Annotated in this window: 22 protein-coding genes and 1 riboswitch; of the genes, 9 read left to right on the forward strand and 13 right to left on the reverse strand. The window is 39.7% G+C overall.

Translation table 11 applies throughout. The annotated features are described in order from the left end of the window. Positions 1-9: 9 nt before the first annotated feature. Complete coding sequence (locus ABIB30_RS02060) at positions 10-1,902, reverse strand: RecQ family ATP-dependent DNA helicase (protein WP_354299086.1); 1,893 nt, start codon at positions 1,900-1,902, stop codon at positions 10-12. 10 nt (positions 1,903-1,912) lie between these two features. Beyond that, positions 1,913-3,103, reverse strand: coding sequence for a BaiN/RdsA family NAD(P)/FAD-dependent oxidoreductase (locus tag ABIB30_RS02065; RefSeq protein ID WP_354299087.1), 1,191 nt, complete (start codon positions 3,101-3,103; stop codon positions 1,913-1,915). A 218-nt stretch (positions 3,104-3,321) separates the two neighbouring features. On the opposite strand from ABIB30_RS02065, the gene ABIB30_RS02070 reads away from it, so the two are divergent. Next, complete coding sequence (locus tag ABIB30_RS02070; protein WP_354299088.1) at positions 3,322-4,461, forward strand: 5-(carboxyamino)imidazole ribonucleotide synthase; 1,140 nt, start codon at positions 3,322-3,324, stop codon at positions 4,459-4,461. After that, a complete protein-coding gene (gene purE / locus ABIB30_RS02075; protein WP_354299089.1) occupies positions 4,461-4,949 on the forward strand; it encodes a 5-(carboxyamino)imidazole ribonucleotide mutase in 489 nt (162 codons plus the stop codon). The genes ABIB30_RS02070 and purE overlap by 1 nt, the downstream gene beginning before the upstream one ends. 67 nt (positions 4,950-5,016) lie before the next feature. Here purE and ABIB30_RS02080 read toward each other — a convergent pair whose 3' ends face one another. After that, positions 5,017-5,580, reverse strand: coding sequence for a YqgE/AlgH family protein (locus tag ABIB30_RS02080; protein WP_354299090.1), 564 nt, complete (start codon positions 5,578-5,580; stop codon positions 5,017-5,019). A 50-nt stretch (positions 5,581-5,630) separates the two neighbouring features. Here ABIB30_RS02080 and pdxH point away from each other — a divergent pair, with 50 nt between their 5' ends. The 4 genes from pdxH (at position 5,631) to ABIB30_RS02100 (ending at position 9,847) form a co-directional block, all read left to right on the forward strand. Further along, positions 5,631-6,281, forward strand: coding sequence for a pyridoxamine 5'-phosphate oxidase (pdxH, locus tag ABIB30_RS02085; protein WP_354299091.1), 651 nt, complete (start codon positions 5,631-5,633; stop codon positions 6,279-6,281). 9 nt (positions 6,282-6,290) lie between these two features. Next, positions 6,291-7,181: a 3-hydroxybutyryl-CoA dehydrogenase gene (locus ABIB30_RS02090; RefSeq protein ID WP_354299092.1), complete on the forward strand. Its 891-nt coding sequence runs from the start codon at positions 6,291-6,293 to the stop codon at positions 7,179-7,181. A gap of 9 nt (positions 7,182-7,190) precedes the next feature. After that, positions 7,191-8,213: a Holliday junction branch migration DNA helicase RuvB gene (ruvB, locus tag ABIB30_RS02095; protein WP_354299094.1), complete on the forward strand. Its 1,023-nt coding sequence runs from the start codon at positions 7,191-7,193 to the stop codon at positions 8,211-8,213. A gap of 125 nt (positions 8,214-8,338) precedes the next feature. Then, the gene (locus ABIB30_RS02100; RefSeq protein ID WP_354299096.1) at positions 8,339-9,847 is read left to right on the forward strand and encodes a carbon-nitrogen hydrolase family protein; all 1,509 of its coding nucleotides are present in this window, start codon (positions 8,339-8,341) and stop codon (positions 9,845-9,847) included. A gap of 24 nt (positions 9,848-9,871) precedes the next feature. Here ABIB30_RS02100 and ABIB30_RS02105 read toward each other — a convergent pair whose 3' ends face one another. Then, on the reverse strand, positions 9,872-10,081 hold the full coding sequence (locus tag ABIB30_RS02105; protein ID WP_183869875.1) for a hypothetical protein: 210 nt from the start codon (positions 10,079-10,081) through the stop codon (positions 9,872-9,874). 127 nt (positions 10,082-10,208) lie between these two features. Beyond that, positions 10,209-10,472 carry a hypothetical protein gene (locus ABIB30_RS02110; RefSeq protein WP_354299097.1) on the reverse strand — a complete coding sequence of 88 codons (264 nt, stop codon included), beginning with the start codon at positions 10,470-10,472 and terminating at the stop codon, positions 10,209-10,211. A 224-nt stretch (positions 10,473-10,696) separates the two neighbouring features. Here ABIB30_RS02110 and queG point away from each other — a divergent pair, with 224 nt between their 5' ends. Beyond that, the gene (gene queG, locus ABIB30_RS02115; RefSeq protein WP_354299098.1) at positions 10,697-11,644 is read left to right on the forward strand and encodes a tRNA epoxyqueuosine(34) reductase QueG; all 948 of its coding nucleotides are present in this window, start codon (positions 10,697-10,699) and stop codon (positions 11,642-11,644) included. 23 nt (positions 11,645-11,667) lie between these two features. On the opposite strand, the gene ABIB30_RS02120 is transcribed toward queG, so the two are convergent. From ABIB30_RS02120 to ABIB30_RS02155, 8 genes are all read right to left on the reverse strand, one after another. Further along, positions 11,668-13,533 (reverse strand): M1 family metallopeptidase, encoded by a 1,866-nt coding sequence (locus tag ABIB30_RS02120; protein WP_354299099.1) that lies wholly within the window; start codon positions 13,531-13,533, stop codon positions 11,668-11,670. A 68-nt stretch (positions 13,534-13,601) separates the two neighbouring features. Continuing rightward, entirely contained in the window at positions 13,602-14,621 is a 1,020-nt protein-coding gene (locus tag ABIB30_RS02125) for an exonuclease domain-containing protein (RefSeq protein ID WP_354299100.1), read from the reverse strand. Between the two features lie 324 nt (positions 14,622-14,945). Further along, positions 14,946-15,455, reverse strand: coding sequence for a C40 family peptidase (locus ABIB30_RS02130; protein WP_354299101.1), 510 nt, complete (start codon positions 15,453-15,455; stop codon positions 14,946-14,948). A 10-nt stretch (positions 15,456-15,465) separates the two neighbouring features. Further along, a complete protein-coding gene (gene mutS, locus ABIB30_RS02135) occupies positions 15,466-18,075 on the reverse strand; it encodes a DNA mismatch repair protein MutS (RefSeq protein ID WP_354299102.1) in 2,610 nt (869 codons plus the stop codon). Between the two features lie 98 nt (positions 18,076-18,173). Beyond that, positions 18,174-18,899: a menaquinone biosynthetic enzyme MqnA/MqnD family protein gene (locus tag ABIB30_RS02140; protein WP_354299103.1), complete on the reverse strand. Its 726-nt coding sequence runs from the start codon at positions 18,897-18,899 to the stop codon at positions 18,174-18,176. 2 nt (positions 18,900-18,901) lie between these two features. Beyond that, positions 18,902-19,516 carry a histidine phosphatase family protein gene (locus ABIB30_RS02145; protein ID WP_354299104.1) on the reverse strand — a complete coding sequence of 205 codons (615 nt, stop codon included), beginning with the start codon at positions 19,514-19,516 and terminating at the stop codon, positions 18,902-18,904. Continuing rightward, on the reverse strand, positions 19,516-20,709 hold the full coding sequence (mqnE, locus tag ABIB30_RS02150; RefSeq protein WP_354299105.1) for an aminofutalosine synthase MqnE: 1,194 nt from the start codon (positions 20,707-20,709) through the stop codon (positions 19,516-19,518). The genes ABIB30_RS02145 and mqnE overlap by 1 nt, the downstream gene beginning before the upstream one ends. A 244-nt stretch (positions 20,710-20,953) precedes the next feature. Further along, entirely contained in the window at positions 20,954-21,445 is a 492-nt protein-coding gene (locus tag ABIB30_RS02155; RefSeq protein WP_354299106.1) for a hypothetical protein, read from the reverse strand. Positions 21,446-21,508: 63 nt separating this feature from the next. Here ABIB30_RS02155 and ABIB30_RS02160 point away from each other — a divergent pair, with 63 nt between their 5' ends. Together ABIB30_RS02160 and ABIB30_RS02165 are read left to right on the forward strand one after the other, a co-directional pair. Then, positions 21,509-22,624: a trans-sulfuration enzyme family protein gene (locus ABIB30_RS02160; protein ID WP_354299107.1), complete on the forward strand. Its 1,116-nt coding sequence runs from the start codon at positions 21,509-21,511 to the stop codon at positions 22,622-22,624. A 155-nt stretch (positions 22,625-22,779) separates the two neighbouring features. Next, a riboswitch (SAM riboswitch) is annotated at positions 22,780-22,892 on the forward strand. Positions 22,893-23,146: 254 nt separating this feature from the next. Continuing rightward, a complete protein-coding gene (locus ABIB30_RS02165; protein WP_354299108.1) occupies positions 23,147-24,457 on the forward strand; it encodes an O-acetylhomoserine aminocarboxypropyltransferase/cysteine synthase family protein in 1,311 nt (436 codons plus the stop codon). The last annotated feature ends 16 nt before the right edge of the window (positions 24,458-24,473 follow it).

The raw sequence follows: 24,473 nt of genomic DNA on the forward strand, positions 1-24,473 counted from the left end.
CAAGGTTTGTCAAAGGTAATAGTTTTTGCCGTCTGTTTTAATTTTACCTGCATCCAATAGCTCGCGAATGCGGTTTAGCTTGTCCTGATCAGTACCAGTTCTGATCTGATTAATCAGTGCATCCAGCGTCTGAGCATCCGTTTGAACCAGCGTTGCAATTTCAAAATCTATCTTATCCTCCAGTTCTGCAAGATCTTCATTCCTTTTTTGCGCTAAACAAACATCGCATACCCCGCACTGATCAGCATTCGGCTCATCAAAATAAGATAATAACTGGATACTTCTGCAAACAAATGTATCCGCATAAGCTAATACAGCACGAATCTGTTCAGACTGGATCTTTTTTCTCAATTCTATATATTTCACATCTGTATCCAGATGCAGCAAGTCTACTCTCGCTACTACAAACTGCATTTGAGGCTGATCTGTTTGCGGAAGATAAGAAATCAAGCCCTGATCCTGCAAATTATTGAGCTGCCGCACCACACTATTAAATGAAATCTTCAATTTTGTCGCAATATCACTTTCACTAATATTAGCATAATGGTCAAACATTCCCCCATAAGACCTCAATATCGTTTTAATCAACGGATCATAGCCCGAATTCTCAATTTGAAAACGATAAACATCTTCATTGCCCGCAGTAAATAATACACGGGAAGGCAGGAATATGTTTTCCGACAGCGTGATATAACCGTCATGTTCCAAAAACTTTAAAGCCCCCATAGTTTTGATTACGCCCAGCTTAAAACGTTTGCAGAAATCAGCCAGATCAAAACTAAAGTTGATGCCCGCTCCTGCCCCATAAGCAAGTTGAAAATAGGTTCCTAAATAGTGATAGGTCTTTTTAATTTCTTCTACAGATGGAAAACTATCCGTGTATTTCGCTTTCAACGCCAATTGATCTGCTGCATTAGCCAACAAAACAGCAAAAGCTCGTTTTCCGTCTCTGCCCCCACGGCCCGCTTCCTGATAATAAGCCTCCAGACTCTCAGGGAGATCCAGATGGACTACAAAACGGACATCAGGCTTATCTATTCCCATCCCAAAAGCATTGGTCGCGACCATTACCCTGATCTTATTCTGCTTCCACGCCTCTTGTTTTTTGGAACGTTCATCTTTTTCTATTCCTGCATGATAAAAATCAGCAGCAATCTGATTTCTCTTTAAAAAAAGAGCGATTTCTGAAGTTTCACGTCTGTTACGGACATAAACAAGCCCGCTGCCCTTTACGTTCGTCACAATATCAATCAGCTTTTTGTGCTTATCTTCCAGGCCAAAAACCACATAGCTCAGATTTTTACGGGCAAAGCTCTGCACAAAAATCTGCGGATCTCTCAGGGTCAGCTTATCTACAATATCTTCCCTTACAAAAGCTGTAGCAGTTGCCGTCAAGGCGATAAAAGGTACTTCCGGGTGGATTTCCCTCAAAGCGGTGATCTGCATATAAGAAGGCCTGAAATCATAACCCCACTGCGAAATACAATGCGCTTCATCTATCGCAATCAGGTTAACATTCATATAGGAAATCCGGGTTCTCACCAGATCAGACAATAAGCGTTCAGGAGACAAATAAAGAAATTTGACCGGTCCGTAAATACAGTTATCGAGCAAAATATCTATTTCTCTTTTGCCCATTCCGGCATAAATAGCGACGGCATTGATCCCTTTTGCTTTTAAATTCTCTACCTGATCTTTCATTAGGGCAATCAGCGGAGAAACAACAATACAAATGCCCTCTTTGACCAGCGCAGGAACCTGGAAACATAAAGATTTCCCGCCTCCTGTTGGTAAAAGCGCCATCACATCCTTCCCCTCCAATACGGCCTGGATAATATCCTGCTGTAAGGGCCTGAATGAATTAAATCCCCAATATTGTTTTAATACTTCTGTTTCGTTCATAAAAAATGCGCTATATCCCTTGTGCAATCACAAAGCCACAAGCCCACGCCCATTGAAAATTATATCCACCTAGCCAGCCAGTAACATCTACACATTCCCCGCCAAAATACAAACCTGGCATTTTTTTACACTCAAGCGTCTTAGAAGATAACTCGCTGGTATCAATTCCACCGCGCATAACTTCAGCTTTATCATAGCCCTTGTCGCCTGCTGGCTTCACTTTAAACAAATGAATAGTCTGATGAATTAATTCTAACTCAGTTTTCGTCAAAGAAGCTACCTGCTTGTCAACTGGCAGGTATTTATGCAACGCATCGGTGAACTTTTTCGCATAAAATCTGTTCAGTAAGGTAGACAATAATGTCTTTCCATTGTATTTTCTTTCTTCTTCAAGCAATGCAGTAATATCTTCATGTGGCAACAGATTGATATTGATACTTTCACCAGGCTGCCAATATGAAGATATTTGCAAAACAGCCGGGCCACTTAATCCCCAGTGGGTAAACAAAATATTTTCCTCGAATGAGATTTTATCATTGCTGACTTCACAGAAAACTGAATTTCCAGAAAGTTGCGCATACCAGTCTTCCTCTTTTCCGGTAATCGTCAACGGAACTAATGCTGGCGCAGTATCTATGATCTTTAATCCATTTTTACGCGCAAAACGCAATGCAAAATCCGTTGCCCCCATTTTTGGAATCGGTAATCCTCCTGTAGCAATGACCAGTTTCGGAGTATTCAAAGTATATGTTTTACCAGATTGCTGATAAGTGATACTATAAGAACCGTCGCTTTGTATAATATCAGTTACATCAGCATTGCATTTGATCTCTTGTCCAAAGTCTGAACATATCGTAGTAAATACCTCTACAATGTCCTTAGCATTCTTATCCTCCGGAAATAATTGTCCCAATGTTTTTTCCTTGCCATTGATTCCGTAAGTTTCAAAAAAGCTGATTGTATCTGCGACCGTCCACTGTGTAAAGGCCGATTTACTAAAATGCTTGTTTCCCGAAATGAACTGTTCGTCGGTAGCGAACATATTGGTATAGTTGCATCTACCGCCTCCGGAGATTAATATTTTGGCTCCCGCCTTACTTCCTTTTTCCAGTATAATCACCTTCTTACCAAGGTATCCAGCTTGTACTGCACACATCAATCCGCATGCACCCGCCCCAATTATTATAGCATCAGCCTCCATCAAATCCGTTTATATTGTTATTTTTGTGCAAAATAAAGCCTGTTTAAATTTATAGGATAAAATTGTTTACAGCTTATTTTTGAGTGAAACAAAGTTAAAATCAATTTCGGTAGCTTTCCTACCCAATTTGAATTTGACGAAGTTGCAGCTAAAAAGAAGCATAAACAAATTATCAGGTAACTTTAAACAGGCGTAAAAGCATATATTTTCATATTGACATGGCAAAACAAATAAGTGAGTTAAAATTAGGGATTCTGGGTGGTGGACAATTAGGGCGAATGTTAATTCAGGAAGCGATTAATTATAACCTGACTACGCTGGTTTTGGATCCTGATCATGAAGCTCCCTGCAAACATCTTGCAAACTACTTTGAGTGTGGATCTATCACTGATTTCGATACAGTCTATAAATTCGGTAAAAAAGCAGATGTAATTACTATCGAAATTGAAAAGGTAAATATCGAAGCTTTAGAGCAATTGGAAAAAGAAGGTAAAATGGTATTTCCACAAGCCAGGGTTATTCGTTTAATCCAGGACAAAGGTATTCAGAAACAATTTTTCAAAGAGAATGATATTCCTACAGCTCCCTTTCAGCTAGCCAATACCAAAGAAGACTTGTTGAATTCCAGCTTCCCATTCCCATACATGCTTAAACAACGCAAAGACGGTTATGATGGTAAAGGCGTAATGCGGATTAATACGATCGCAGATCTGGACAATGCGTTCGACAGCCCTTGTTTAATCGAAGAACTTGTTGATTTCGAAAAAGAAATCGCAGTAATTGTATCCAGGAACTCTAATGGAGAGGTCAAAACCTTTCCAATGGTAGAAATGGAATTCAATGCAGAAGCAAATCTTGTAGAGTTTTTGATCTCTCCTTCTACCTACCCTGAACATGTTCAGGAAAGAGCAGAAACAATTGCGAAAAACATTGCTGCAGCTTTAAATATTACAGGTCTTTTGGCCGTAGAAATGTTTATTACCAAAGATGGACAAATATTAGTCAATGAACTGGCACCTAGACCTCACAATAGCGGTCACCACACTATAGAAGGTAATTACGTATCACAATTTGATCAGCACTTACGTTCGGTGTTCAATTTGCCTTTAGGCGATACACGTGCCATCAATAACGCGGTTATGTTGAATGTATTGGGCGAAAAAGGCCATGATGGCGTTGCAAAATACCAGGGTTTAGAAAAGATAATGGCTATCGATGGTGTTTACGTACACCTTTACGGTAAAAAATATACAAAGCCTTTCCGCAAGATGGGCCACATCACTATTGTGGATCAAAACAGGGAAGCTGCTATTGAAAAGGCAAATTTAATCAAAGAAACACTAAAAGTAATATCTTAATGAGCGCACAAGTAGGCATAATTATGGGCAGCAAGTCTGATTTAAATATCATGAACGACGCTGCTGATATTTTAAAGGAATTTGGAGTAGAATTTGAAATGACGGTTGTTTCGGCACACCGTACACCAGATAGAATGTTCAGCTATGCGAAAGAAGCTGCTTCAAGAGGAATTAAGGTTATTATTGCTGGTGCTGGTGGTGCTGCACATTTACCGGGCATGGTAGCCTCCATTACTGTTTTACCAGTTATTGGAGTTCCTGTAAAAAGTTCTAATAGTATTGATGGATGGGATTCGATTTTATCTATTTTACAAATGCCAAATGGGATTCCTGTAGCTACTGTAGCATTGAATGCAGCTAAAAATGCAGGTTTACTTGCCGTTCAGATTTTGTCCACTGCAGAGCATTCACTAGCTGTCAAAATGCAGCAATACAAGGATGAATTGAGAAAAAAGGTAGAAGAATCTGCTGCAGAGTTAGAGTCTTAAATAATACAAAAAAACGCCCTGCTATATTTAGCAGGGCGTTTTTTTATGCCTTTAACTTTATAGAGGTTTAGTTCAGGTTAGGATTTTTAGGGAAATTGCTGATATGCGCATATTTTGGGCCCAAATGAATAATCACTTCTTTCCAAAGCTGCTCTTCATCAGCAGAAAAGACCATATCAGCGTCGTACTGGTCAGAAACAATCCAGGTATTTTCTTCCATCTCAGCTTTGAGCTGAGGCCCCTCCCAGCCAGAATAGCCGACAAAAACTTTCACCTCATCTTTAGTCAGTTCTCCTTTCCCCATTAACGCTTTGAAGCTCTCGAAGTTTCCTCCCCAGAAAATTCCTTTAGCGATTTCCTCGCCACCTGAAATTTTTTCAGGACAGCGGTGGATAAAGTGAATCGTATCGGTCGCTACCGGGCCACCATAGCACACCGCAAAAGCAGGCCCTCCAATATCCTCAATCAGATCTCCTAATAACAAGAGACTTGGCTGGTTAATTACAAAACCAAGCGTCCCCAGTTCGCTGTGTTCGGTTAGAAAAACTACCGACCGGGCAAAATTAGGATCATTTAAAAATGGTTCGGAAACAAGCAGTTTACCGGCTGAGGGTGTTAATCGACTTATCATTTCGGAAAATTACTTATAATTTTAAAAAAACTAAAGACTATTTTTGTCAAATGGAGCTGACCAAAGAAAATATTCAAAACCTAAGACAAGATTACCGCGCTGCTGAACTTTCAGAGGCGGATATCGACAAAAATCCAATTGCACAATTCGCAAAATGGTTCAAAGACGCGTTAGAGGCTAAATTGTATGAGCCTAATGTAATGACTTTAGCTACAGCCGACTTAACAGGCAAACCATCTTCCAGAATTCTCCTTTTAAAGGGATTTGATGAAGAAGGTTTCGTTTTTTTTACCAATTACAACAGTAAAAAAGGTAAAGATCTTCAGGAAAATCCACAAGCTGCAATGCAATTTTTCTGGCCGGAACTGGAAAGACAAGTCAGAATTGAAGGTATGGTAACCAAAGCGACGGCAGAAGCTTCTACAACTTATTTTCACTCCCGCCCCAAAGGCAGCCAGATTGGAGCCAGCGCCTCCCCTCAAAGTACTGTTATTCCAAACCGCGAAATTTTAGAAGACCGTGTAAAAGAATTGACTGCCAGCTATCAGGAAACAGAAGTCCCGCGTCCTGAGCATTGGGGAGGTTATGTATTGAAACCATCCCATATAGAGTTCTGGCAGGGCCGTCCAAGCCGTTTACATGACAGGATCACTTATACCAGCGTTAACGGCGTATGGACAATTAACAGACTAGCACCTTAAACATAAAAAATGACTAAAATAGCAGTAATAGGATCTGGTACCATGGGAAATGGTATCGCGCATACTTTTGCACAATTTGGCTACCAGGTAAATCTGGTTGACATTAACCAGGAAGCATTAAATAAAGGATTAGATACAGTTAGTAAAAACCTTGACAGACAAGTCACTAAAGGAACCATAACTGAAGACGATAAAGCAAAAACATTACAAAACATAACCACATTTACAGATTTAAAATCGGGCGTTGCCGAAGCCGGTCTTATCGTTGAGGCCGCTACAGAGAATCTTGAACTTAAGCTGAAGATCTTCAGAGATCTGGATGCCTATGCAAAACCCGAAGCTATATTAGCAAGTAATACCTCTTCTATTTCAATTACCCATATTGCATCTGTCACTACCAGAGGAGAAAAGGTTATTGGAATGCACTTCATGAACCCTGTACCAGTAATGAAATTGGTAGAAGTAATTCGTGGATATGCAACCTCTGATGAAACTACTTCAATGGTAATGAACTTATCAGAAAAATTAGGTAAAGTTCCTGTTGAGGTAAATGACTATCCTGGTTTTGTAGCAAACCGCATTTTAATGCCAATGATCAATGAAGCGATTTACACTTTATTTGAAGGTGTTGCAGGTGTTTCAGAAATCGATACCGTAATGAAACTGGGTATGGCACATCCAATGGGTCCACTGCAGCTTGCAGACTTTATTGGACTTGATGTTTGTCTGGCTATTATGAACGTATTGCACAAAGGATTCGGTAATGCTAAATATGCACCATGTCCGTTATTAGTGAATATGGTCATGGCAGGCAAAAAAGGTGTAAAATCCGGAGAAGGATTTTATGATTACAGTGCGGGCGTCAAAGAGGCGAAACCAGCAGCTAAGTTTTTATCTTAACTTTACCACATGAACGAAAACCTTGACCCCTCTTCAGAAAGCTTATCTCCTAATGAAAGGGATATAGAGAAAGTACTGCGTCCCCAGGCTTTTGAAGATTTTACTGGTCAGGAAAAAATCATGGAGAACCTGAAGATTTTCGTTAAAGCAGCCAAACTGCGGGGCGAACCTTTAGACCATGTATTACTCCACGGCCCACCGGGATTGGGAAAAACCACGCTTTCTTATATTATCGCCAATGAAATGGGTGTTGGTATTAAAGTGACTTCCGGCCCGGTACTGGATAAACCGGGTGATCTGGCAGGACTTCTAACTAACCTGGAAACCGGAGACATCCTTTTCATTGACGAGATACACCGTTTAAGCCCCCTGGTAGAAGAATATCTGTATTCTGCTATGGAAGACTTTAAAATTGATATTATGCTGGAAAGCGGGCCTAATGCCCGCTCTGTTCAGATTACATTGAATCCGTTTACATTAGTTGGTGCCACTACTCGTTCCGGTCTGTTAACTGCACCATTAAGAGCAAGATTTGGTATTAACTCCAGACTGGCCTATTACGATGCTAAACTACTAACAACCATCGTTCTGCGCTCTTCAGAAATCCTTAAAACACCAATTACAGAAGAAGGCGCATATGAAATTGCAAGGCGCAGCCGTGGTACGCCAAGGATTGCCAATGCTTTATTAAGAAGGACAAGAGATTTTGCACAGATCAAAGGAAATGGCACCATTGACACCACTATAGCCAAATATGCGTTAACAGCCTTAAATGTTGATGAACATGGACTTGACGAGATGGATAACAAAATCCTGCTGACCATTATTGATAAGTTTAAAGGTGGCCCGGTTGGTTTAAAAACCATTGCGACTGCTGTCGGTGAAGATGAAGGAACAATCGAAGAAGTATATGAGCCTTTCCTGATTCAGGAAGGCTATATGATGCGTACCTCCCGCGGCAGAGAAGTTACAGAAGCGGCTTACAAACACCTTAAAAGACAATACCAGGCACAGTCTGGCAAGTTATTTTAAGAAATATATTTTTGAGGCATCATTTATGTGTAGGAACAGGTATTACATACCTTTCATGCCAGTTATTGCTTGCAAATGGTTTTAATGACCATTTATAAGCAATAACTGGCTATAAAATAACGCACATGAATATTGAAACAAGAAAACTGACCCTGGAAGACTATGACGATCTGAAAGAGTCAATGTTACAGGCATATGATACCCTTGGAGGACAAATCTGGAGTAAACAGACCATCGCCAAACTACTCAAACTATTTCCCGAAGGCCAGCTTTGCATCGCAGTAGATGATAAAGTAGTGGCCTGCTCACTGGCATTAATCGTAAACTACGATGAATATGGTGATAAACACACCTATGAAATGATTACTGGTGGCTATACGTTTTCTACACACGATCCTAACGGAGATACCTTATACGGGATTGAGATCTTTGTTTCTCCCGAATACAGAGGATTGAGATTAGGCCGCAGGTTATATGAAGCCAGAAAAGAACTTTGCGAAAGCCTTAACTTAAAAAGTATTATTGCAGGCGGACGGATCCCCGGTTATCATGAGCATGCCGATCAATTAAGTCCAAGACAATATATAGATAAGGTTAAAGCCAAAGAAATCTATGACCCTACCCTTACTTTTCAAATATCTAATGACTTTCACGTCAGGAAAGTATTAAAGAATTACCTTCCGGGAGACCATGAATCTAAAGAATTCGCCACATTAATTGAATGGAATAATATCTATTATCAAGGAGTGGATGCTTCAGCACGCTCGGCCAAAACAATCAGAATCGGATTGGTACAATGGCAAATGCGGCTTTTCCCGGATATGGATGCCTTTTATGAGCAGGTGGAGTTTTTTGTAGACGCTGTAAGTGGTTACAAATCTGATTTTATCATGTTCCCCGAACTTTTTAACACGCCATTATTACAGCCCTATAATCATTTGCCAGAAATGGAGGCTATGCGTAAACTGGCAGAGCTTACGCCAGAGATCGTAGAGAAAATCCAGAGCTATGCTGTTTCTTATAATGTGAATGTTATTTCGGGCAGTATGCCAATTTTAGAGAACAATAAGTTGTATAATGCTACTTATTTATGCCATAGAAGTGGAAAAACTGAAGAATACAGAAAGATTCATATTACACCGAATGAACTGAAATACTATGGTATGGTTGGGGGTGATAAAATCCAGGTATTTGATACAGATTGTGGTAAAATAGGTATCCTGATCTGTTATGACGTTGAATTCCCGGAATTAAGCAGAATTTATGCAGACCAGGGGATGCAAATCCTGTTCGTCCCTTTCTTAACTGATACACAGAATGGATATACCAGGGTGAGAAGATGCGCACAAGCCAGAGCGATAGAAAACGAATGTTATGTAGCTATTGCAGGTTGCGTAGGTAACCTTCCAAAAGTTAATAACATGGATATACAATTTGCACAGTCTGCAGTATTTACACCCTCAGATTTCGCATTTCCAACAAATGCAGTAAAGGCAGAAACTACGCCAAACACCGAAATGATGCTTGTTGTAGACGTAGACCTGCATTTACTTGATGAATTGCACCATTTTGGTACCGTTAAAATATTGAAAGACCGTCGTACAGATCTGTACGAAGTTAAGCTGCTTAAATAATAATTGCTTAGAATAACAGGCAGATTATTTTCGTAAAAACAACCAATAAATGAGCAGGATCAGTATAATAATGGGCACTCCCCACTTGATTACTGGTCCTGCTCCTTTATCATTATCTTCATTTACGGCCTGTGGCGATGGTCCCGGGTCATCCTGATGTTTTGGATAATCAGTTTCTACTTCTCTGGGGTTATTTTCTGGGTTCTCTTTAAAATCAGATTCTGTATTTTCCATGATTGACAGTGTTAAGTTAATTTCAGACAATTATTTTGGTCGATACATAGACAACAAAGAAAGGACTCAAAAGTTTCCTTCAAAGCAGTACACACTATTTCCCGCCTGTATTCTATCAGCGCTAAGTTTACCTTAAACAAATATAAGGTTGGCCATCTAAAGATTGTGCCCGGCCAGTTATGAGTGCTTCCGCAATATAATCCAATGCACTAGAGGGAATATGAGCAGGATAAACACTACATACATTTCCATCTTCGTCTTCGGTATCGGGTAAATAAACTGCAGATAGTGTATTGCCATCTTTTTTAAAGGTTGGCGTCACATTTGTTCTTCTGTAACTTGATCTCAAAGTCACATCCCCACCTAAATAAGCATACCAGGAATTAGCCATAATCAATAATACTTTTATTTATCAAAAAGCATCAAAAACTTTAATTAACACCTACTCTTTTAAGGATTTTCGGCTTTCTCCTCTATATTTTTTATTGCACCAACTTATGGCTTAATCAGCTCATTTCATAGGGTCATATGTCTCAAAAAATGCTACTTGAATATCATGTAACACCCTGCATCAATTTTTTTATAGATAACAGAAGCGTACCTTTGCGGTGAGAAATGTATAACAACCCTTCAAAATACAGCCAGCTTATCAAGGATGAAGCCCTAAGACTAGGCTTTATGCAGTGCGGTATTGCTAAAGCTGGCTTTCTCGAAGAAGAAGCGCCAAGATTGGAAAAATGGCTCAAAGATAATCGTCACGGACAGATGAGCTATATGGAAAATCACTTTGACAAAAGGTTGGATCCAACCCTATTGGTAGACGATGCAAAATCTGTTATCTCTTTGACTTTAAACTACTTTCCAGAAGAAAGGCAAACGGACCCAAATGCACCAAAAATCTCCAAATATGCCTATGGAGCAGACTATCACACGGTCATTAAGGATAAATTATTCTTATTACTCAGTTTTATTGAAGAAAACATAGGTGAAGTAAGCGGAAGAGCTTTTGTAGATTCAGCACCAGTACTGGACAGAGCCTGGGCAAAACGTGCAGGTATAGGCTGGACTGGTAAAAACAGCAACATCATCAGCAAAAAAAGCGGTTCCTTCTTTTTTTTAGCAGAGCTGATCATTAACCTTGACCTGGTCTATGACGAACCCTTTGCTACTGACCACTGTGGTACCTGTACCAAATGTATAGACGCCTGTCCAACAGATGCGATCCTGTCCCCTTTTATCATTGACGCTAACAAATGTATTTCTTACCTCACTATTGAGCTCAGAGACGAAATCCCTAAAAGCTTTGATGACAAGATGGAAAACTGGATGTTTGGCTGTGACATTTGTCAGGACGTTTGTCCATGGAACAGATTTTCAGTTCCGCATACCGAACCAAAATTCAAACCGAATGAGAATTTACTGGGGATGAAAAGAGAAGATTGGCTGGATATTACCGAAGATGTATTTAAACAGATCTTTAAGAATTCGGCAGTAAAGCGGACTAAGTTTAAAGGCTTAACCCGCAATATTGATTTCATCAGGCAGATTCCTGATGAAAGTTAAGAATTGACTACGCTCAAAAAAGCTTACTTAACAAACAGAATGTTATTGTAGTCATTTTTATCCGGTACATAAGTACTTCCAAGCACAGCTTTCTTTATTTTCTTACTGGTCTTGAACGGAAGGGAAATATTCAGTTCAGGTTTCTCCCAGACACCAATATTCCAATGCGCTTTTTCTGTAGAACCATCATCATAAGTCAAAGTCAGGTCAACCGGTAATGGTTTAAGACTTTTGTTCTCTATTTTGAAAACATAACCATCAGCAGTTTTATCCGCACCAGTAATGCCCAGATCAATATCTCCTTCGCCAAAGAACCACCTGTTCCAGAACCAATCCATATTTTTACCTGAACCCTCGTTCATACTGTAAAAGAAATCAAATGGCATCGGGTGTTTACCGTTCCATTGCTCAATGTAATGATGTAAAGCTTTGGTAAACAACTCATCACCCAAATAATCCTTCACAAATAAATAGCCCAATGCGGGTTTAGGATAAGAATTGGTAAAAGAACCTGAACCAACCAGATCCGGAGTAAGGGTCATGATTGGCGTGTCATCTTTTTTACCAGAATTAAATGCTGTAGGCTGTATTCCATATTCATCAATCATAGTAGAGTCAATCATCGGAGAAATTAACCACTCGCCTATAGTTGCCCACCCTTCGTCCATCCAGCCATATTTTGTTTCATTGGTTCCCATGTAAAAAGGGAACATCGTATGAAAAATCTCATGAATAGTCAGTGTAATTGAATTCTCGCGTTTTTCAACCGGGTTATCATTCACCATCATTGGATATTCCATCTGATCAAGGCCATCAAAGATAGTCTCATGTGCATAAGGATATGGCCATTTCGGGAATTCATAACTCATTGCATGTACTGATTTACGTGCAAAATCTATCACTTCATAATAATCTTTATGAATTGGATTAAATGCAGCATCTACACGGGTCCTTCTATTAGTTTTCGGATCAACGACTAAACTCGTTGACTTCCACAAATAGTGGTTACTAGTTGCAAAAACAAAGTCAGTTACATTTTTTGCTTCAAATTTCCAGGTATTAAAATCCTGGTTTTTAGTAACCGTCTGTGTTGCAAGGTCATTATCATTGATTACATTGACAACACTATCCACCTGCTCTGCTAAAGCCAGCTTATCCGCAATTTTCTTTTGAAACACGCTTTTAGCATTCATCAGATCTCCCGTTGCCCAGATCACGTAGTTTTTAGGCACAGTTACCGCTGCTTTGAAAGTACAGAAGTCATTATAAAACTCAGCATCTCCAAGATAAGGATACTTGTTCCAACCATCAACATCATCATAAACAGTGATACGCGGGAAAAAATAGGCTACAAAATAAGAACCTTCATCGACCATACCAGTTCTGTTATGAGATCCCTTATTTAAAGTATACTGATAAGCAATTTTAACTTTTATACTTTTTCCAGGAGCCAATCCAGCAATAGCAGTGTGCATATTTGTTCCATCAATCTGAAGTGCATCAGCCGAAACAGTTTTATCATTAATTGATAAGGAACCAATTTTCACCCCTTCACCCAAATCTCTGTCCGCCACCTTACTTGCACGCGGACTGCCATCTTTGTATAAGTTTGGATATAATTTAAACCAAACTTCCTTTAAAGTATCAGGACTTTGATTCTTATAAACTACATCAACAGTACCTTTCAGCAATCCTGAAACAGGATCGAAATCTACTTTCAGATCGTAATCTGCTGTATTCTGCCAGTATTTTAATCCTGGCTTGCCATTCACAGCCCTTGTTCCTTTGTTGTAAGCTTGCTGAATATCCGCAGGAACCGGCAAACCTTGTTGAGCAAAAACGCTCAGACCTATCATACTGAATAGACTGAGCATTGTTATTTTCTTCATCGACTATATATTTTATTTCCTTTTTTAAAAAAACCTGCATATTCATATCATATGCAGGTTTTTGCTGGCTATTTACCGAATTTCATTTTTAACTGTTCCAGCATGTCCGGTGTAACATTAACTGCTGGTTTCTCTTTTTTAGGTTGTGGAGCGGGTTGTCTTGGTTCTCCTCCAGCCTGTTGTGGCCTTGGTTGTGCCACTGCAGGTTTAGATTTTACAGGATTCCCGGCAGATTCCGCTGGTCTAGGCGTTGCAGGCATTTTTGCTGCTCTGTTTAATTCTTTTTTCTTGTTCCAGCGTGTCCAGATTTCTTCCAGTTTCTTTTTAGTATATAAAGGAAAATCTCCCTGTTTCATCCAGGCATAATAACTTGGCTCAGTATCAAATACCTGCTCAACAGTTTTATTTTTATGCTTTCCGAAATTAAACACTTCCTCTCCATTCTCATTGAAGACCATTCTGCCTGCAAAATCAACAGGTTTGTTCATGTTTGTAAAAGCATGAAGTGCATCTACATCATTTTTAACCGGTTGAGAAATATTACCTTGTTTATCTTCAAAATCTACATTTTCATAACGGTCAAGCTGTGCAAGCAAAACATGATACGTAGCCTTAATATCTGCCTCTGCAGAGTGTGCATTGATAATATCCTGATTACAGTAGAATTTATAAGCCGCACGCAAAGTACGTTGCTCCATCTGATGAAACACATTTTGCACATCTACAAATCTTCTTCCAGTCATATCAAAGTCTACACCTGCCCGTAAAAATTCTTCAAGTAACACAGGAATATCAAAACGATTAGAATTGTAACCTGCAAGATCCGCATCACCAATAAATTCAGCAATTTCTGCTGCTACTTCATTAAACTTAGGCGCATCAGCAATATCCTTATCGTAAATTCCATGAATCAATGAAGATTGCAAAGGGATTGGCATATCCGGGTGGACACGTAATGTTTTTACCAGCTCAGATCCATCTGGCATGGCTTTTAAAATTGCAATTTCAACGATACGATCAGAACCAACGTTAATTCCTGTGGTTTCCAAATCAAAAAAAGCAAGAGGACGGATTAGATTTAATTTCATTAGTATTTTTAATTTTTTTAATGGTCAGATGGAGCCTTTGGTTATTAAAATTATTATTGCCCTTCGGGTCTGATAATTATTTTAATGATGTCAAGTTCATCTATTTATTTTATTTTTTTTAAGGTGTCAAATAGTGTAGTCAATGATACGATTTAAATCCCTGGCAGGGAAAACTAATTTTTAGCTAAGAAAAACAATACCTAATCCTATACCAATTATCATAATAAGATACATTAATATTTCGGTAGTAGCGAATTTCTTATACTTATTCCAAAATGATATCTCGTAACCTTTCTCTTCCATCTATTTATATATTGCGTCTTTTTAATCTTTTACAGGTCCGGCTTTAACCAGTACACGCTGGTAAGCAGGCAGGCTTAAGTCATCTACAATCACACCATGTGTTGTAGAAGCATGTACAAAGAACCCGTGATTAAGATAAACGCCTACATGGTCTATTCCATTGCCCCCGAAAGAGAAAAAGATCAGATCTCCCTCTTTGAGCTGCGAAACATTTTTCTCTTTAATCACGTCGGCCTGGTCTTTAGATCGTCTGGGTAACTTTACCCCATAAATCTCCTTATTCAAAAGTAAGGCAAATCCTGAACAATCTATCCCTCTTTTATCTAATCCACCAAGCCTGTACCTCACTCCAGTCCAATCGGTAATGAAACGGTACAATTCCTTACTTTTAACATTCGACATTGCTTCAGCAGCTTTTGCACCTCTGCTTTCTTTGTAAACTGTTGATCTTCTGCTTCCACAGGAAGAAAGAAAAGCCATTGCGGCCAACAATATGATCAGGTGAGAGGCGCGGATACTGCGTAAAGTCATAAGCCTTATTTTATTGTTTAATTAATCGCTGAATTTCATCCAGTTTCAGTAAAGCCTCTACAGGAGTCAGTACATTCACATCCAGATTGTTCAGCATATCTCTTATTTGTACCAGAACAGGGTCATCAACAGCAAACATATGCAACTGGTACGCCTGGTTCTGAACCTTTTTGAAACTATCTTTAATACTCTGTCCCTCAGTTCTGTCTATTTCCAGCTTTTTAAGGATCTCATTAGCCCTGTTGATCAATTTCGGAGGCATACCCGCAATCTTTGCGACATGAATACCAAAACTGTGTTCACTTCCACCAGGAATCAGCTTACGCAAAAAGATAATCTTGTTGCCAACCTCTTTAATTGACACGTTGAAATTCTTAATCCGGTTCATTGTTCCCGCCAGCTCATTCAACTCATGATAATGTGTAGCAAATAATGTCTTAGGTCTTGCCGAAGGATGCGTATGTAAAAACTCAGCAATCGCCCAGGCAATAGAAATACCATCATAGGTACTTGTACCACGGCCAATCTCATCCAGCAAGATTAAACTTCTGTCAGAAATATTGTTCAGGATACTCGCTGTCTCATTCATTTCTACCATGAACGTACTCTCTCCCGAAGAAAGGTTATCAGAAGCACCTACCCTGGTGAAAATCTTGTCCACCAAACCGATATGCGCAGCTTTAGCAGGAACAAAACAACCCATCTGCGCCATTAACACGATGATACCCGTTTGTCTTAAAATAGCCGACTTACCCGACATATTGGGCCCTGTAATGATAATAATCTGTTGCGTATCATTATCCAGGTAAACATCATTCGTAATATACTCTTCTCCTACCGGCAAACGTTTCTCAATTACCGGATGTCTGCCACCTTTAATATCAAGTACTTTGGAAACATTCATTACCGGCTTAACGTAATGATTTTTAATCGCTAACTGCGCAAAACATAACAAAACATCAAGTTGTGCGACAAGGAAAGCATTCAACTGAATCGGCCTGATATACGCAGCTACCTGTTGCATCAATGCCTCATAAAGTCTTACTTCTATCTGCTGTATCTTATCTTCCGCCCCTAAAATCTGTTCTTCGTACTCTTTAAGTTCCGGAGTAATATATCTTTCCGCATTCACAAGCGTCTGTTTACGGCTCCATTCTGCAGGCACTTTATCTTTATGCGTATGAGTTACTTCCAGATAATAACCGAAAACGTTATTAAATGATATCTTCAGCGAAGGAATACCAGTTTTTGCAGCTTCCCGCTTCTGAATTTCTACCAGAAAGTCTTTTCCACCCGATGAAATCTGACGGAGCCTGTCCAGCTCTTCATCAATCCCATCCGCAATTACATTTCCTTTGATTAATAAAGCTGGCGGATCTTCCTGAAGTTCTCTTTGTAATTTCTCACGGATACTCACACAAGGATCCAATTGCTCTGCAAGCTGAATCAGGTACGGATTATCCGAAGTCAGCGCCGTATCCTTTATTTCTTCAATATGGTATAATGCCTTTTTAAGCTGACTTAACTCTCTTGGCCCGCATTTCTGCAATCCAACTTTAGAAATCAACCTTTCCAGGTCACCAATCAACTTAATATGTGTTAAAAATTCTTCGATCAAGCCTTCATGCGCTACCATGAACTCAACTGTACCTAAGCGTTCCTGAATCGGTTTGATTTCCTTTAACGGCATCACAATCCATTTATGAAGCATCCTGGCCCCCATAGGAGTTGAAGTCTGATCCAGCACATTGAAAAGCGTCATTGCATTTTCATTGGCAGAACTCACCAATTCAAGATTGCGGACTGTAAAACGATCCAGCCACATATAATTATCCTCTTCCAGGCGGGAGATAGCTGTGATATGCTTTAAATTCCGGTGTTCAGTTTCATTCAGGTAATGTAATACAATACCCGCAGCAATAATACCAGTTTGAATCTTGTCTACACCAAAACCCTTTAAGGAACTCACTTCAAAATGTTTATTTAAAGTTTCGTTGGCATAATCAGTAGTAAAAGCCCAGTCATCCATTGGGAAAGTATAGAACTTATCACCGAATAACTCAAAAAATTCCTGACGTTTACTTTTTTGAAAGATAACCTCAGTCGGCTTAAAGCCTTGCAAAAGCTTATCTATATACTCCGCATTCCCCTGTGCAACATGGAACTCACCTGTGGAAATATCCAGAAATGAGACGCCAATCATTGACTTATCAAAGTATACTGCGCCTAAATAATTATTGGATTTCTGGCTAAGAATATTATCATTATAAGCCACTCCCGGTGTCACCAATTCGGTAACCCCGCGTTTAACAATAGTCTTAGTCGTTTTAGGATCTTCCAGCTGATCACAAATTGCCACCCGCTGACCTGCACGGACTAATTTAGAGAGGTAAGTATCCAGCGAATGATGCGGAAAACCAGCAAGCTCTATATAAGCAGCTGTTCCGTTTGCCCTCCTTGTTAAAACAATACCCAGTATCTGAGAAGTTTTAATGGCATCTTCGCCAAATGTCTCATAAAAATCCCCAACCCTAAACAATAATAATGCACCAGGATACTTTGCCTTGATCGCACTGTGCTGTTGCATTAATGGTGTTTCTTTCGTCTTATCTTTAGCCAAAATATATGTTACGTTACAAAAATGTAAATATACTATCTAAGGATTAGCTTTAGGTTTTTTTTTGAAAAATAAGGAGGAAGAATCACCACTAATATGACCTACAACTGTTCTATATAGGATAAAAACAATGATAAGGCTTCTCTTTTCTGAACAGTCAGCTCAAAATCCAGCTTATGCATCAGGTAATCATCCAGATCAAAAACAGGATTTACCGGTAATGTTTTCAGTAATTCTTTTCTGGCTTCCAGCCCAGCTTTCAAAGCTGTATTGAACTCATTTATAAAGGCTTCAGGAATAACTTTATTTGCTACCCAGGCCGCATATACAAAAGGAAGACCCGTAAAATTCATCCACTCCTCTCCCATATCGTAAGCAAAGGCATAATCGTCCTTTTTACCAAAAGTCCGGTCACCTATTAAAACGATCGCATCAGTTTGCGCATTGACGTCTGTGGTATAGCTTACTTCCTGCTTAAAATGGAATTTCAGCAACACTTTAGCTAAATTATTAGAAGTTCTGGAATGACTATCCAAACGCAAAGTCCTGATTTCAGTCACAGGAACATTACTAAATATAAATACAGAGTTTACAGCGCCTACAGATCCGATACAGTAATCAGAGATAATATTTGCATTCGGCACATGCGGAATCGCCGCAACAGGGATCAAACCCACATCAACAGTACCATCAATTAACTTGGCAGCACAATCTGAAGGAATATCTAAACTTAAATCTATTTGGTTTAATACTTCGGAATGATTGATTCCATAAATAAAAGGCTTGGTATTGGTATAGGCAACAGCAGAAATTCTGATCTTATTCAATGTTATACGTTTAAATGGTCGGTATTGTTCTGGGTCAGAACCGTAAAGGTATCACCCGTTAAATCAAGTCTGTAAAGACCTGTATTCTGATGCGGAAAATCATACATTTCAGACAAAGGCTTATTCGTCAACAAACACATCAGCAAGCGTAAGGAACGTCCATGCATACAAATCAAGATCAGCTTTTCGGCTGTTCTGGACTTAATGACCTCAACAATTTCTTTTAACCTGATCGCTACATCTGCCGGGCTTTCGCCACCTGCAAAATGCGCATCATAATCTCCTGCCTGCCACTTTTCAGTGATATCTTTGAAAGCTCCGATAACCAGTTCACTCGTATGCTGCCCTTCAAACTCTCCCCAGGCAAGCTCATCCAGCTCCGTATGTTTCTCCCAGGGAAGTCCCGCATCAATAAACTGCTGAACAGTTTGCTGCGTACGTTTAAGCACTGAAGTATAAACCTTATCAAAAGGGACATCTTTGTATAACTTATAAAATGCAGCAGCCTGAGCTCTGCCAGTAGCATTCAAATCGCTATCTATGCCTCTGCCCTGTATAATTCCTTGTTTATTCAACTCCGTCTCGCCATGGCGGATGATATATATTTCTTTATCCATTAATTAATCACCGGGAGCTTATAATACTGAGGCTTCACATCTTCCTCAAAAACAAAATCTGTATAATCTGTCACTACATTATAAAAGGTATCTCTTTCTATCGGCTGACGGTTCACCTGTTTAATCAAATTAGCCAACTCACGCGTACTCATACCAGGAGTCTGTTCTTCAGCACCCGCCATCGAATAAATCTTTGTCGTATCATCCAGCGTACCATCAATATCATCTACCCCAAAGTTTAAAGATAACTGAGCAGTCTGACGGCTGATCATTGCCCAATAAGCTTTGATATGATCAAAGTTATCAAGGTAGATACGTGCAATCGCATAATTTCTTAAATCCTCTACCACAGAAACCTCAGGAACATTTTCCATCTGATTATTCTGATTTCTGAACTTAAGCGGAATAAACGCCTGGAAACCACCTGTTTTATCTTGCAACTGGCGCAAACGTTCCATGTGGTCAACCCTATGTTTAAATTCTTCAATATGACCATATAACATAGTCGCATTAGTTTTTAAACCTAATTTATGTGCCTGCTCATGAATGTCAAGCCATTGTTCAGCCGTACATTTATCATTCGCTATCTTTTCTCTTACCTCAGGATGGAAAATTTCTGCACCACCACCTGGCATTGAATCCAGACCGGCCTCTTTGAAATATTTCAAACCATCATAATGGCTAAGTTTTGCCTTTTTAAAGATATAATAACACTCAACCGGTGTCAATGCTTTAATATGCAGAGAAGGACGGTGTGCTTTTACACTCCTGAAGAAATCAGCATAGAATTCCAGATTTTGCTTCGGTACTACCCCACCCGTAACATGTACTTCAGTTACCGGCTCATTATCATATTTCTTCAGGATATCCATCATCCCGTCTACACTCATTTCCCAACCGTCTTCTTTATTCTTAATCAGACGCGAATAAGAACAGAAATTGCAGGTATAGATACAAACATTAGTAGGTTCAATATGAAAATTCCGGTTGAAGTAAGTCTTGTCCCCATGCTTCTGTTCCCTGATATAATTTGCTAAAACACCTAAAAAACCCAGTTCAGCATGTTCATATAAGTAAACACCTTCATCGAAAGTGATCCTTTCCTTTTGCTGGACTTTTAACGCTATCCCTCTCAGTTCCTGAGATAAATCGGCATTGTCCAGTATAAAAGTAAGCTTTGCAGTCGTATCCATCTTTGATTGATTTATAGCTCAAAAGTAAGATAAAATCGACATAACAAGGCGTAACAATACTTTTAAGCTGTCAGCTTTATGTAAAAGCTACCCGGAACTGCATAGAGAGACTACACTAAACTGCCTGTAAAAGCTAGCCTGAACTGCTAGTTGACTGACACTTTCAGACCCAGCTTCAGCGCATAAAAAAAGCTGCATCTTGTTTAGAAGAGGCAGCTTAAAGGTGTTATGTTTGATTGAAAACCTATTTCATTGCTTTTGTAAAGTTCAGGATAATATAGGCTGGATTTTTTCCATAATCTACAGGTGATTTCAATACCAGACGATCTCCCGTTGCTTCAGAAAGAATTAATCTGTAGCCTTCTGTTACATTTTTAGCTTTATCACCTTCATATAATTTCTTAAACTGGAAAGTTTGGTCTGCAGTACTTACTGACCAGAAAATACTTTGCGTTCTTGTTGGACAATCAGCAGTTCCAGGTAGCATATAAGAACCATTTCCACTGTTTGTTAATTTCCAGGTACTACCAATAAAACATTTGTACGAAGCTTCACTAAAAAGAGATTTTACGTTCATTGCAGGAACGCCATCAAAAGTGACGTCATTCAGTACCCAATTTCCAGACACATTTCCTCTCTTTAAACTAGCACCAGCAGATGCACCCTTAGGTGAACAGCCTTGTAAAACCATCAATGAACTACATAAAATGGCTGCTATAAATAATATTCTTTTCATATCTTGTATTTTCGAAAACAGCTTACACAAATCCTGCCAAAAAAACCCGAAAACCTAAATTCTATGCAGACTGAAACCATTGCTATACATGCCGGAAATTTAACTCGCAGTACCACAGGGGATGTAACCCCTCCCATTAGCCTTTCCACCACATTTTTCAGAGACGAAGAAGGTGGCTACCCAGGCGGACATATGTATAGCCGCGTCAGCAATCCCAATCGTTCTGCACTGGAAAAAGTAATGGCCGATCTGGAAAAAGGTGCAGATGCCTGTGCTTTTTCTTCTGGAAATACAGCTGGAATGACCCTTTTTCAGGCCTTAGCTCCTGGCAGTCATATTATCGCACCAGACGACATGTACTGGGGATTTAAAAAACAACTGCAATCTATCTTTGAAGGTATCCTGACCATAGATTTTATTGACCTGACTACCACAGCCACACTAGAAAGTTATATTAAAAGTAATACTGTGATGATCTGGGTAGAAACACCTTCAAACCCCCTGTTAAAAATCACCGATCTTGCAGCAATTGCCGTTATAGCTAAAAAACACCAGCTCATTTTTGCCTGCGACAGTACATTTGCCTCCCCATGTTTCCAGAATCCAATCCTGTCAGGAGCAGATATCGTGATGCATTCTTCTACAAAATACATTGGAGGCCATAGTGACGTATTGGGAGGCATCCTGATCACAGCTATTAAAAATGAGTTTTGGGATAAAATCAGGAATATTCAGCAAATCGGAGGCGCAGTACCCTCTCCTTTTGATTGCTTTTTGCTCTTAAGAAGTATCAAGACATTACCATACAGAATGCGTGGACACGCAGAGAATGGTATGGCACTAGCTAAACACCTCGCTGCACACCCAAAAGTTGAGGCGGTATATTATCCCGGCCTGCCTTCACATCCGCAACATGAAATTGCTAAAAAACAAATGAGTGCTTTCGGCGGCATGTTATCTATATTAGTTAAGGGCGATGCTGAAAATGCAAAAAAGGTAGTAAATAAAGTCAAGTTGTTTGCACAGGCCACAAGCCTTGGCGGTGTGGAAAGTCTGATTGAACACAGAGCCTCCGTAGAAGGGCCCGGCACTAAAACACCACAGAATTTAATTCGGATATCTGTTGGACTAGAGCATATCGACGACCTGATTGCCGATCTGGAGCAGGCTTTGGTCTGAATAACCCACAAGAACAGTAAAGATTATTCAATTTAAATGACTTAAAAACAGCATATTAATTATTTTTCAGAATATTATTTTGGAAGTAGACACAAATACGCTACATTTGTAATTATATAGTGAAAGCTATTCAAGTCAACCCGCAATCTGGGTTTGATTTATAAAGAAGTGGCGAGAGACAGGCTCCGTGACCCACTGGCAACCCTCCCAAATGGAGAAGGTGCCAATTCCTGACCAGTTTGCATAGTGCTTTCTGGAAAGATAAATTAAGACAAAATGAAAATTAACCACCAACTATCGCAATCAGGCGACCCTGTTTCTTACACGACCCAACACCTGCAAACTATTGCAAGTATGTGTTGTTGCATCGGCTAAAAACAATCTTCCACGTAAAATTAGTTTTAGTTCAACCGGAAGGCCTTTTTTCAAAGGTATGCAATCCCTTATACGGATTCTGCAATCGCATTAAATCCCGTATCTGTCTATAAAAATCCATTTTATTCATTTTAAACCAGCGAAATCATGTCAGCTAATTATAGATTCGAAACACTACAACTTCATGCAGGTCAGGAAATTGACCCTACAACAGGTTCAAGAGCAGTGCCGATTTATCAAACTACTTCTTACGGATTTAAAAGCGCCGAACATGGTGCAAACCTCTTTGCATTAAAAGAATTCGGTAATATTTACACCCGCTTAATGAACCCAACAACAGACGTTTTCGAGAAACGTGTAGCAGCACTTGAAGGCGGTGTTGCGGGACTGGCAGTAGCTTCAGGACAGGCAGCTCAGTTTATTGCCTTAAACAATATTCTGGAAGCCGGCGATAATTTTGTCTCTTCTCCTCATTTATATGGAGGTAGCTACAATCAGTTTAAAGTTGCTTTTAAACGTTTAGGTATAGAAGTAAGATTTGCTGAAAGCGATAACACACAAGATTTCGAAGCTAAAATCGATAAAAACACCAAAGCAATTTACCTGGAAAGTATTGGCAACCCATCTTTCAGCATTCCTGATTTCGAAAAGCTTTCCCTGATTGCTCAAAAATATGATCTTCCTTTAATCGTAGACAATACCTTCGGTGCAGCAGGCTATTTATTTAAACCTTTGGAACATGGTGCGCACATCGTCGTACAATCTGCTACCAAATGGATTGGCGGACACGGCACAAGCATTGGTGGCGTAATTATAGATGGCGGAACCTATAACTGGGGAAATGGTAAATTTAAACAGTTCACCTCCCCTTCCGAAGGTTATCACGGGCTGGTCTTCAACGATGTATTCGGAATTGGAAGTGACTTTGGAAATATTCAGTTTATCATCCGTGCAAGAGTAGAAGGATTAAGAGACTTCGGCCCTGCTATCTCCCCATTCAACTCCTTTCTTTTAATTCAGGGACTGGAAACCTTATCCCTGCGCGTTCAAAGACACGTTGACAATGCTTTAGCGCTGGCAACCTGGCTGGAAAACCATGAAGCCGTGAGTCAAGTATTTTACCCAGGACTGGAAAGCAGCCCTTACCATCAAAACGCAAAGAAATATTTAAAGAATGGATTTGGCGCAGTGCTGTCATTCGAACTGCACGGCGGAAAAGAACAAGCAGTACAGTTTGTAAACGAACTGCAACTCGTTAGCCATCTGGCCAACGTAGGTGACGCCAAAACACTGATCATACAACCATCAGCAACTACCCATCAGCAATTAAGTGATGCAGAACAAGCAGCTGCCGGGATTACACCTCAATTACTTAGAGTATCTGTAGGAATTGAACACATCGATGACATCAAAGCCGATTTCGAACAAGCTTTTGAAAAGTTGTCGTCAGGAAAATAGCTTTAAGCTTAAAAAA

The sequence above is a fragment of the Pedobacter sp. UYP1 genome, from assembly GCF_040547305.1.
GTDB lineage: Bacteria > Bacteroidota > Bacteroidia > Sphingobacteriales > Sphingobacteriaceae > Pedobacter.

Bases quoted from the DNA above. Each gene is read 5' to 3' on its own strand.
- ABIB30_RS02060 (WP_354299086.1), bottom strand. From the start codon at position 1,902: ATGAACGAAACAGAAGTATTAAAACAATATTGGGGATTTAATTCATTC.
- ABIB30_RS02065 (WP_354299087.1), bottom strand. From the start codon at position 3,103: ATGGAGGCTGATGCTATAATAATTGGGGCGGGTGCATGCGGATTGATG.
- ABIB30_RS02070 (WP_354299088.1), top strand. From the start codon at position 3,322: ATGGCAAAACAAATAAGTGAGTTAAAATTAGGGATTCTGGGTGGTGGA.
- purE (WP_354299089.1), top strand. From the start codon at position 4,461: ATGAGCGCACAAGTAGGCATAATTATGGGCAGCAAGTCTGATTTAAAT.
- ABIB30_RS02080 (WP_354299090.1), bottom strand. From the start codon at position 5,580: ATGATAAGTCGATTAACACCCTCAGCCGGTAAACTGCTTGTTTCCGAA.
- pdxH (WP_354299091.1), top strand. From the start codon at position 5,631: ATGGAGCTGACCAAAGAAAATATTCAAAACCTAAGACAAGATTACCGC.
- ABIB30_RS02090 (WP_354299092.1), top strand. From the start codon at position 6,291: ATGACTAAAATAGCAGTAATAGGATCTGGTACCATGGGAAATGGTATC.
- ruvB (WP_354299094.1), top strand. From the start codon at position 7,191: ATGAACGAAAACCTTGACCCCTCTTCAGAAAGCTTATCTCCTAATGAA.
- ABIB30_RS02100 (WP_354299096.1), top strand. From the start codon at position 8,339: ATGAATATTGAAACAAGAAAACTGACCCTGGAAGACTATGACGATCTG.
- ABIB30_RS02105 (WP_183869875.1), bottom strand. From the start codon at position 10,081: ATGGAAAATACAGAATCTGATTTTAAAGAGAACCCAGAAAATAACCCC.
- ABIB30_RS02110 (WP_354299097.1), bottom strand. From the start codon at position 10,472: ATGGCTAATTCCTGGTATGCTTATTTAGGTGGGGATGTGACTTTGAGA.
- queG (WP_354299098.1), top strand. From the start codon at position 10,697: ATGTATAACAACCCTTCAAAATACAGCCAGCTTATCAAGGATGAAGCC.
- ABIB30_RS02120 (WP_354299099.1), bottom strand. From the start codon at position 13,533: ATGAAGAAAATAACAATGCTCAGTCTATTCAGTATGATAGGTCTGAGC.
- ABIB30_RS02125 (WP_354299100.1), bottom strand. From the start codon at position 14,621: ATGAAATTAAATCTAATCCGTCCTCTTGCTTTTTTTGATTTGGAAACC.
- ABIB30_RS02130 (WP_354299101.1), bottom strand. From the start codon at position 15,455: ATGACTTTACGCAGTATCCGCGCCTCTCACCTGATCATATTGTTGGCC.
- ABIB30_RS02145 (WP_354299104.1), bottom strand. From the start codon at position 19,516: ATGGATAAAGAAATATATATCATCCGCCATGGCGAGACGGAGTTGAAT.
- mqnE (WP_354299105.1), bottom strand. From the start codon at position 20,709: ATGGATACGACTGCAAAGCTTACTTTTATACTGGACAATGCCGATTTA.
- ABIB30_RS02155 (WP_354299106.1), bottom strand. From the start codon at position 21,445: ATGAAAAGAATATTATTTATAGCAGCCATTTTATGTAGTTCATTGATG.
- ABIB30_RS02160 (WP_354299107.1), top strand. From the start codon at position 21,509: ATGCAGACTGAAACCATTGCTATACATGCCGGAAATTTAACTCGCAGT.
- ABIB30_RS02165 (WP_354299108.1), top strand. From the start codon at position 23,147: ATGTCAGCTAATTATAGATTCGAAACACTACAACTTCATGCAGGTCAG.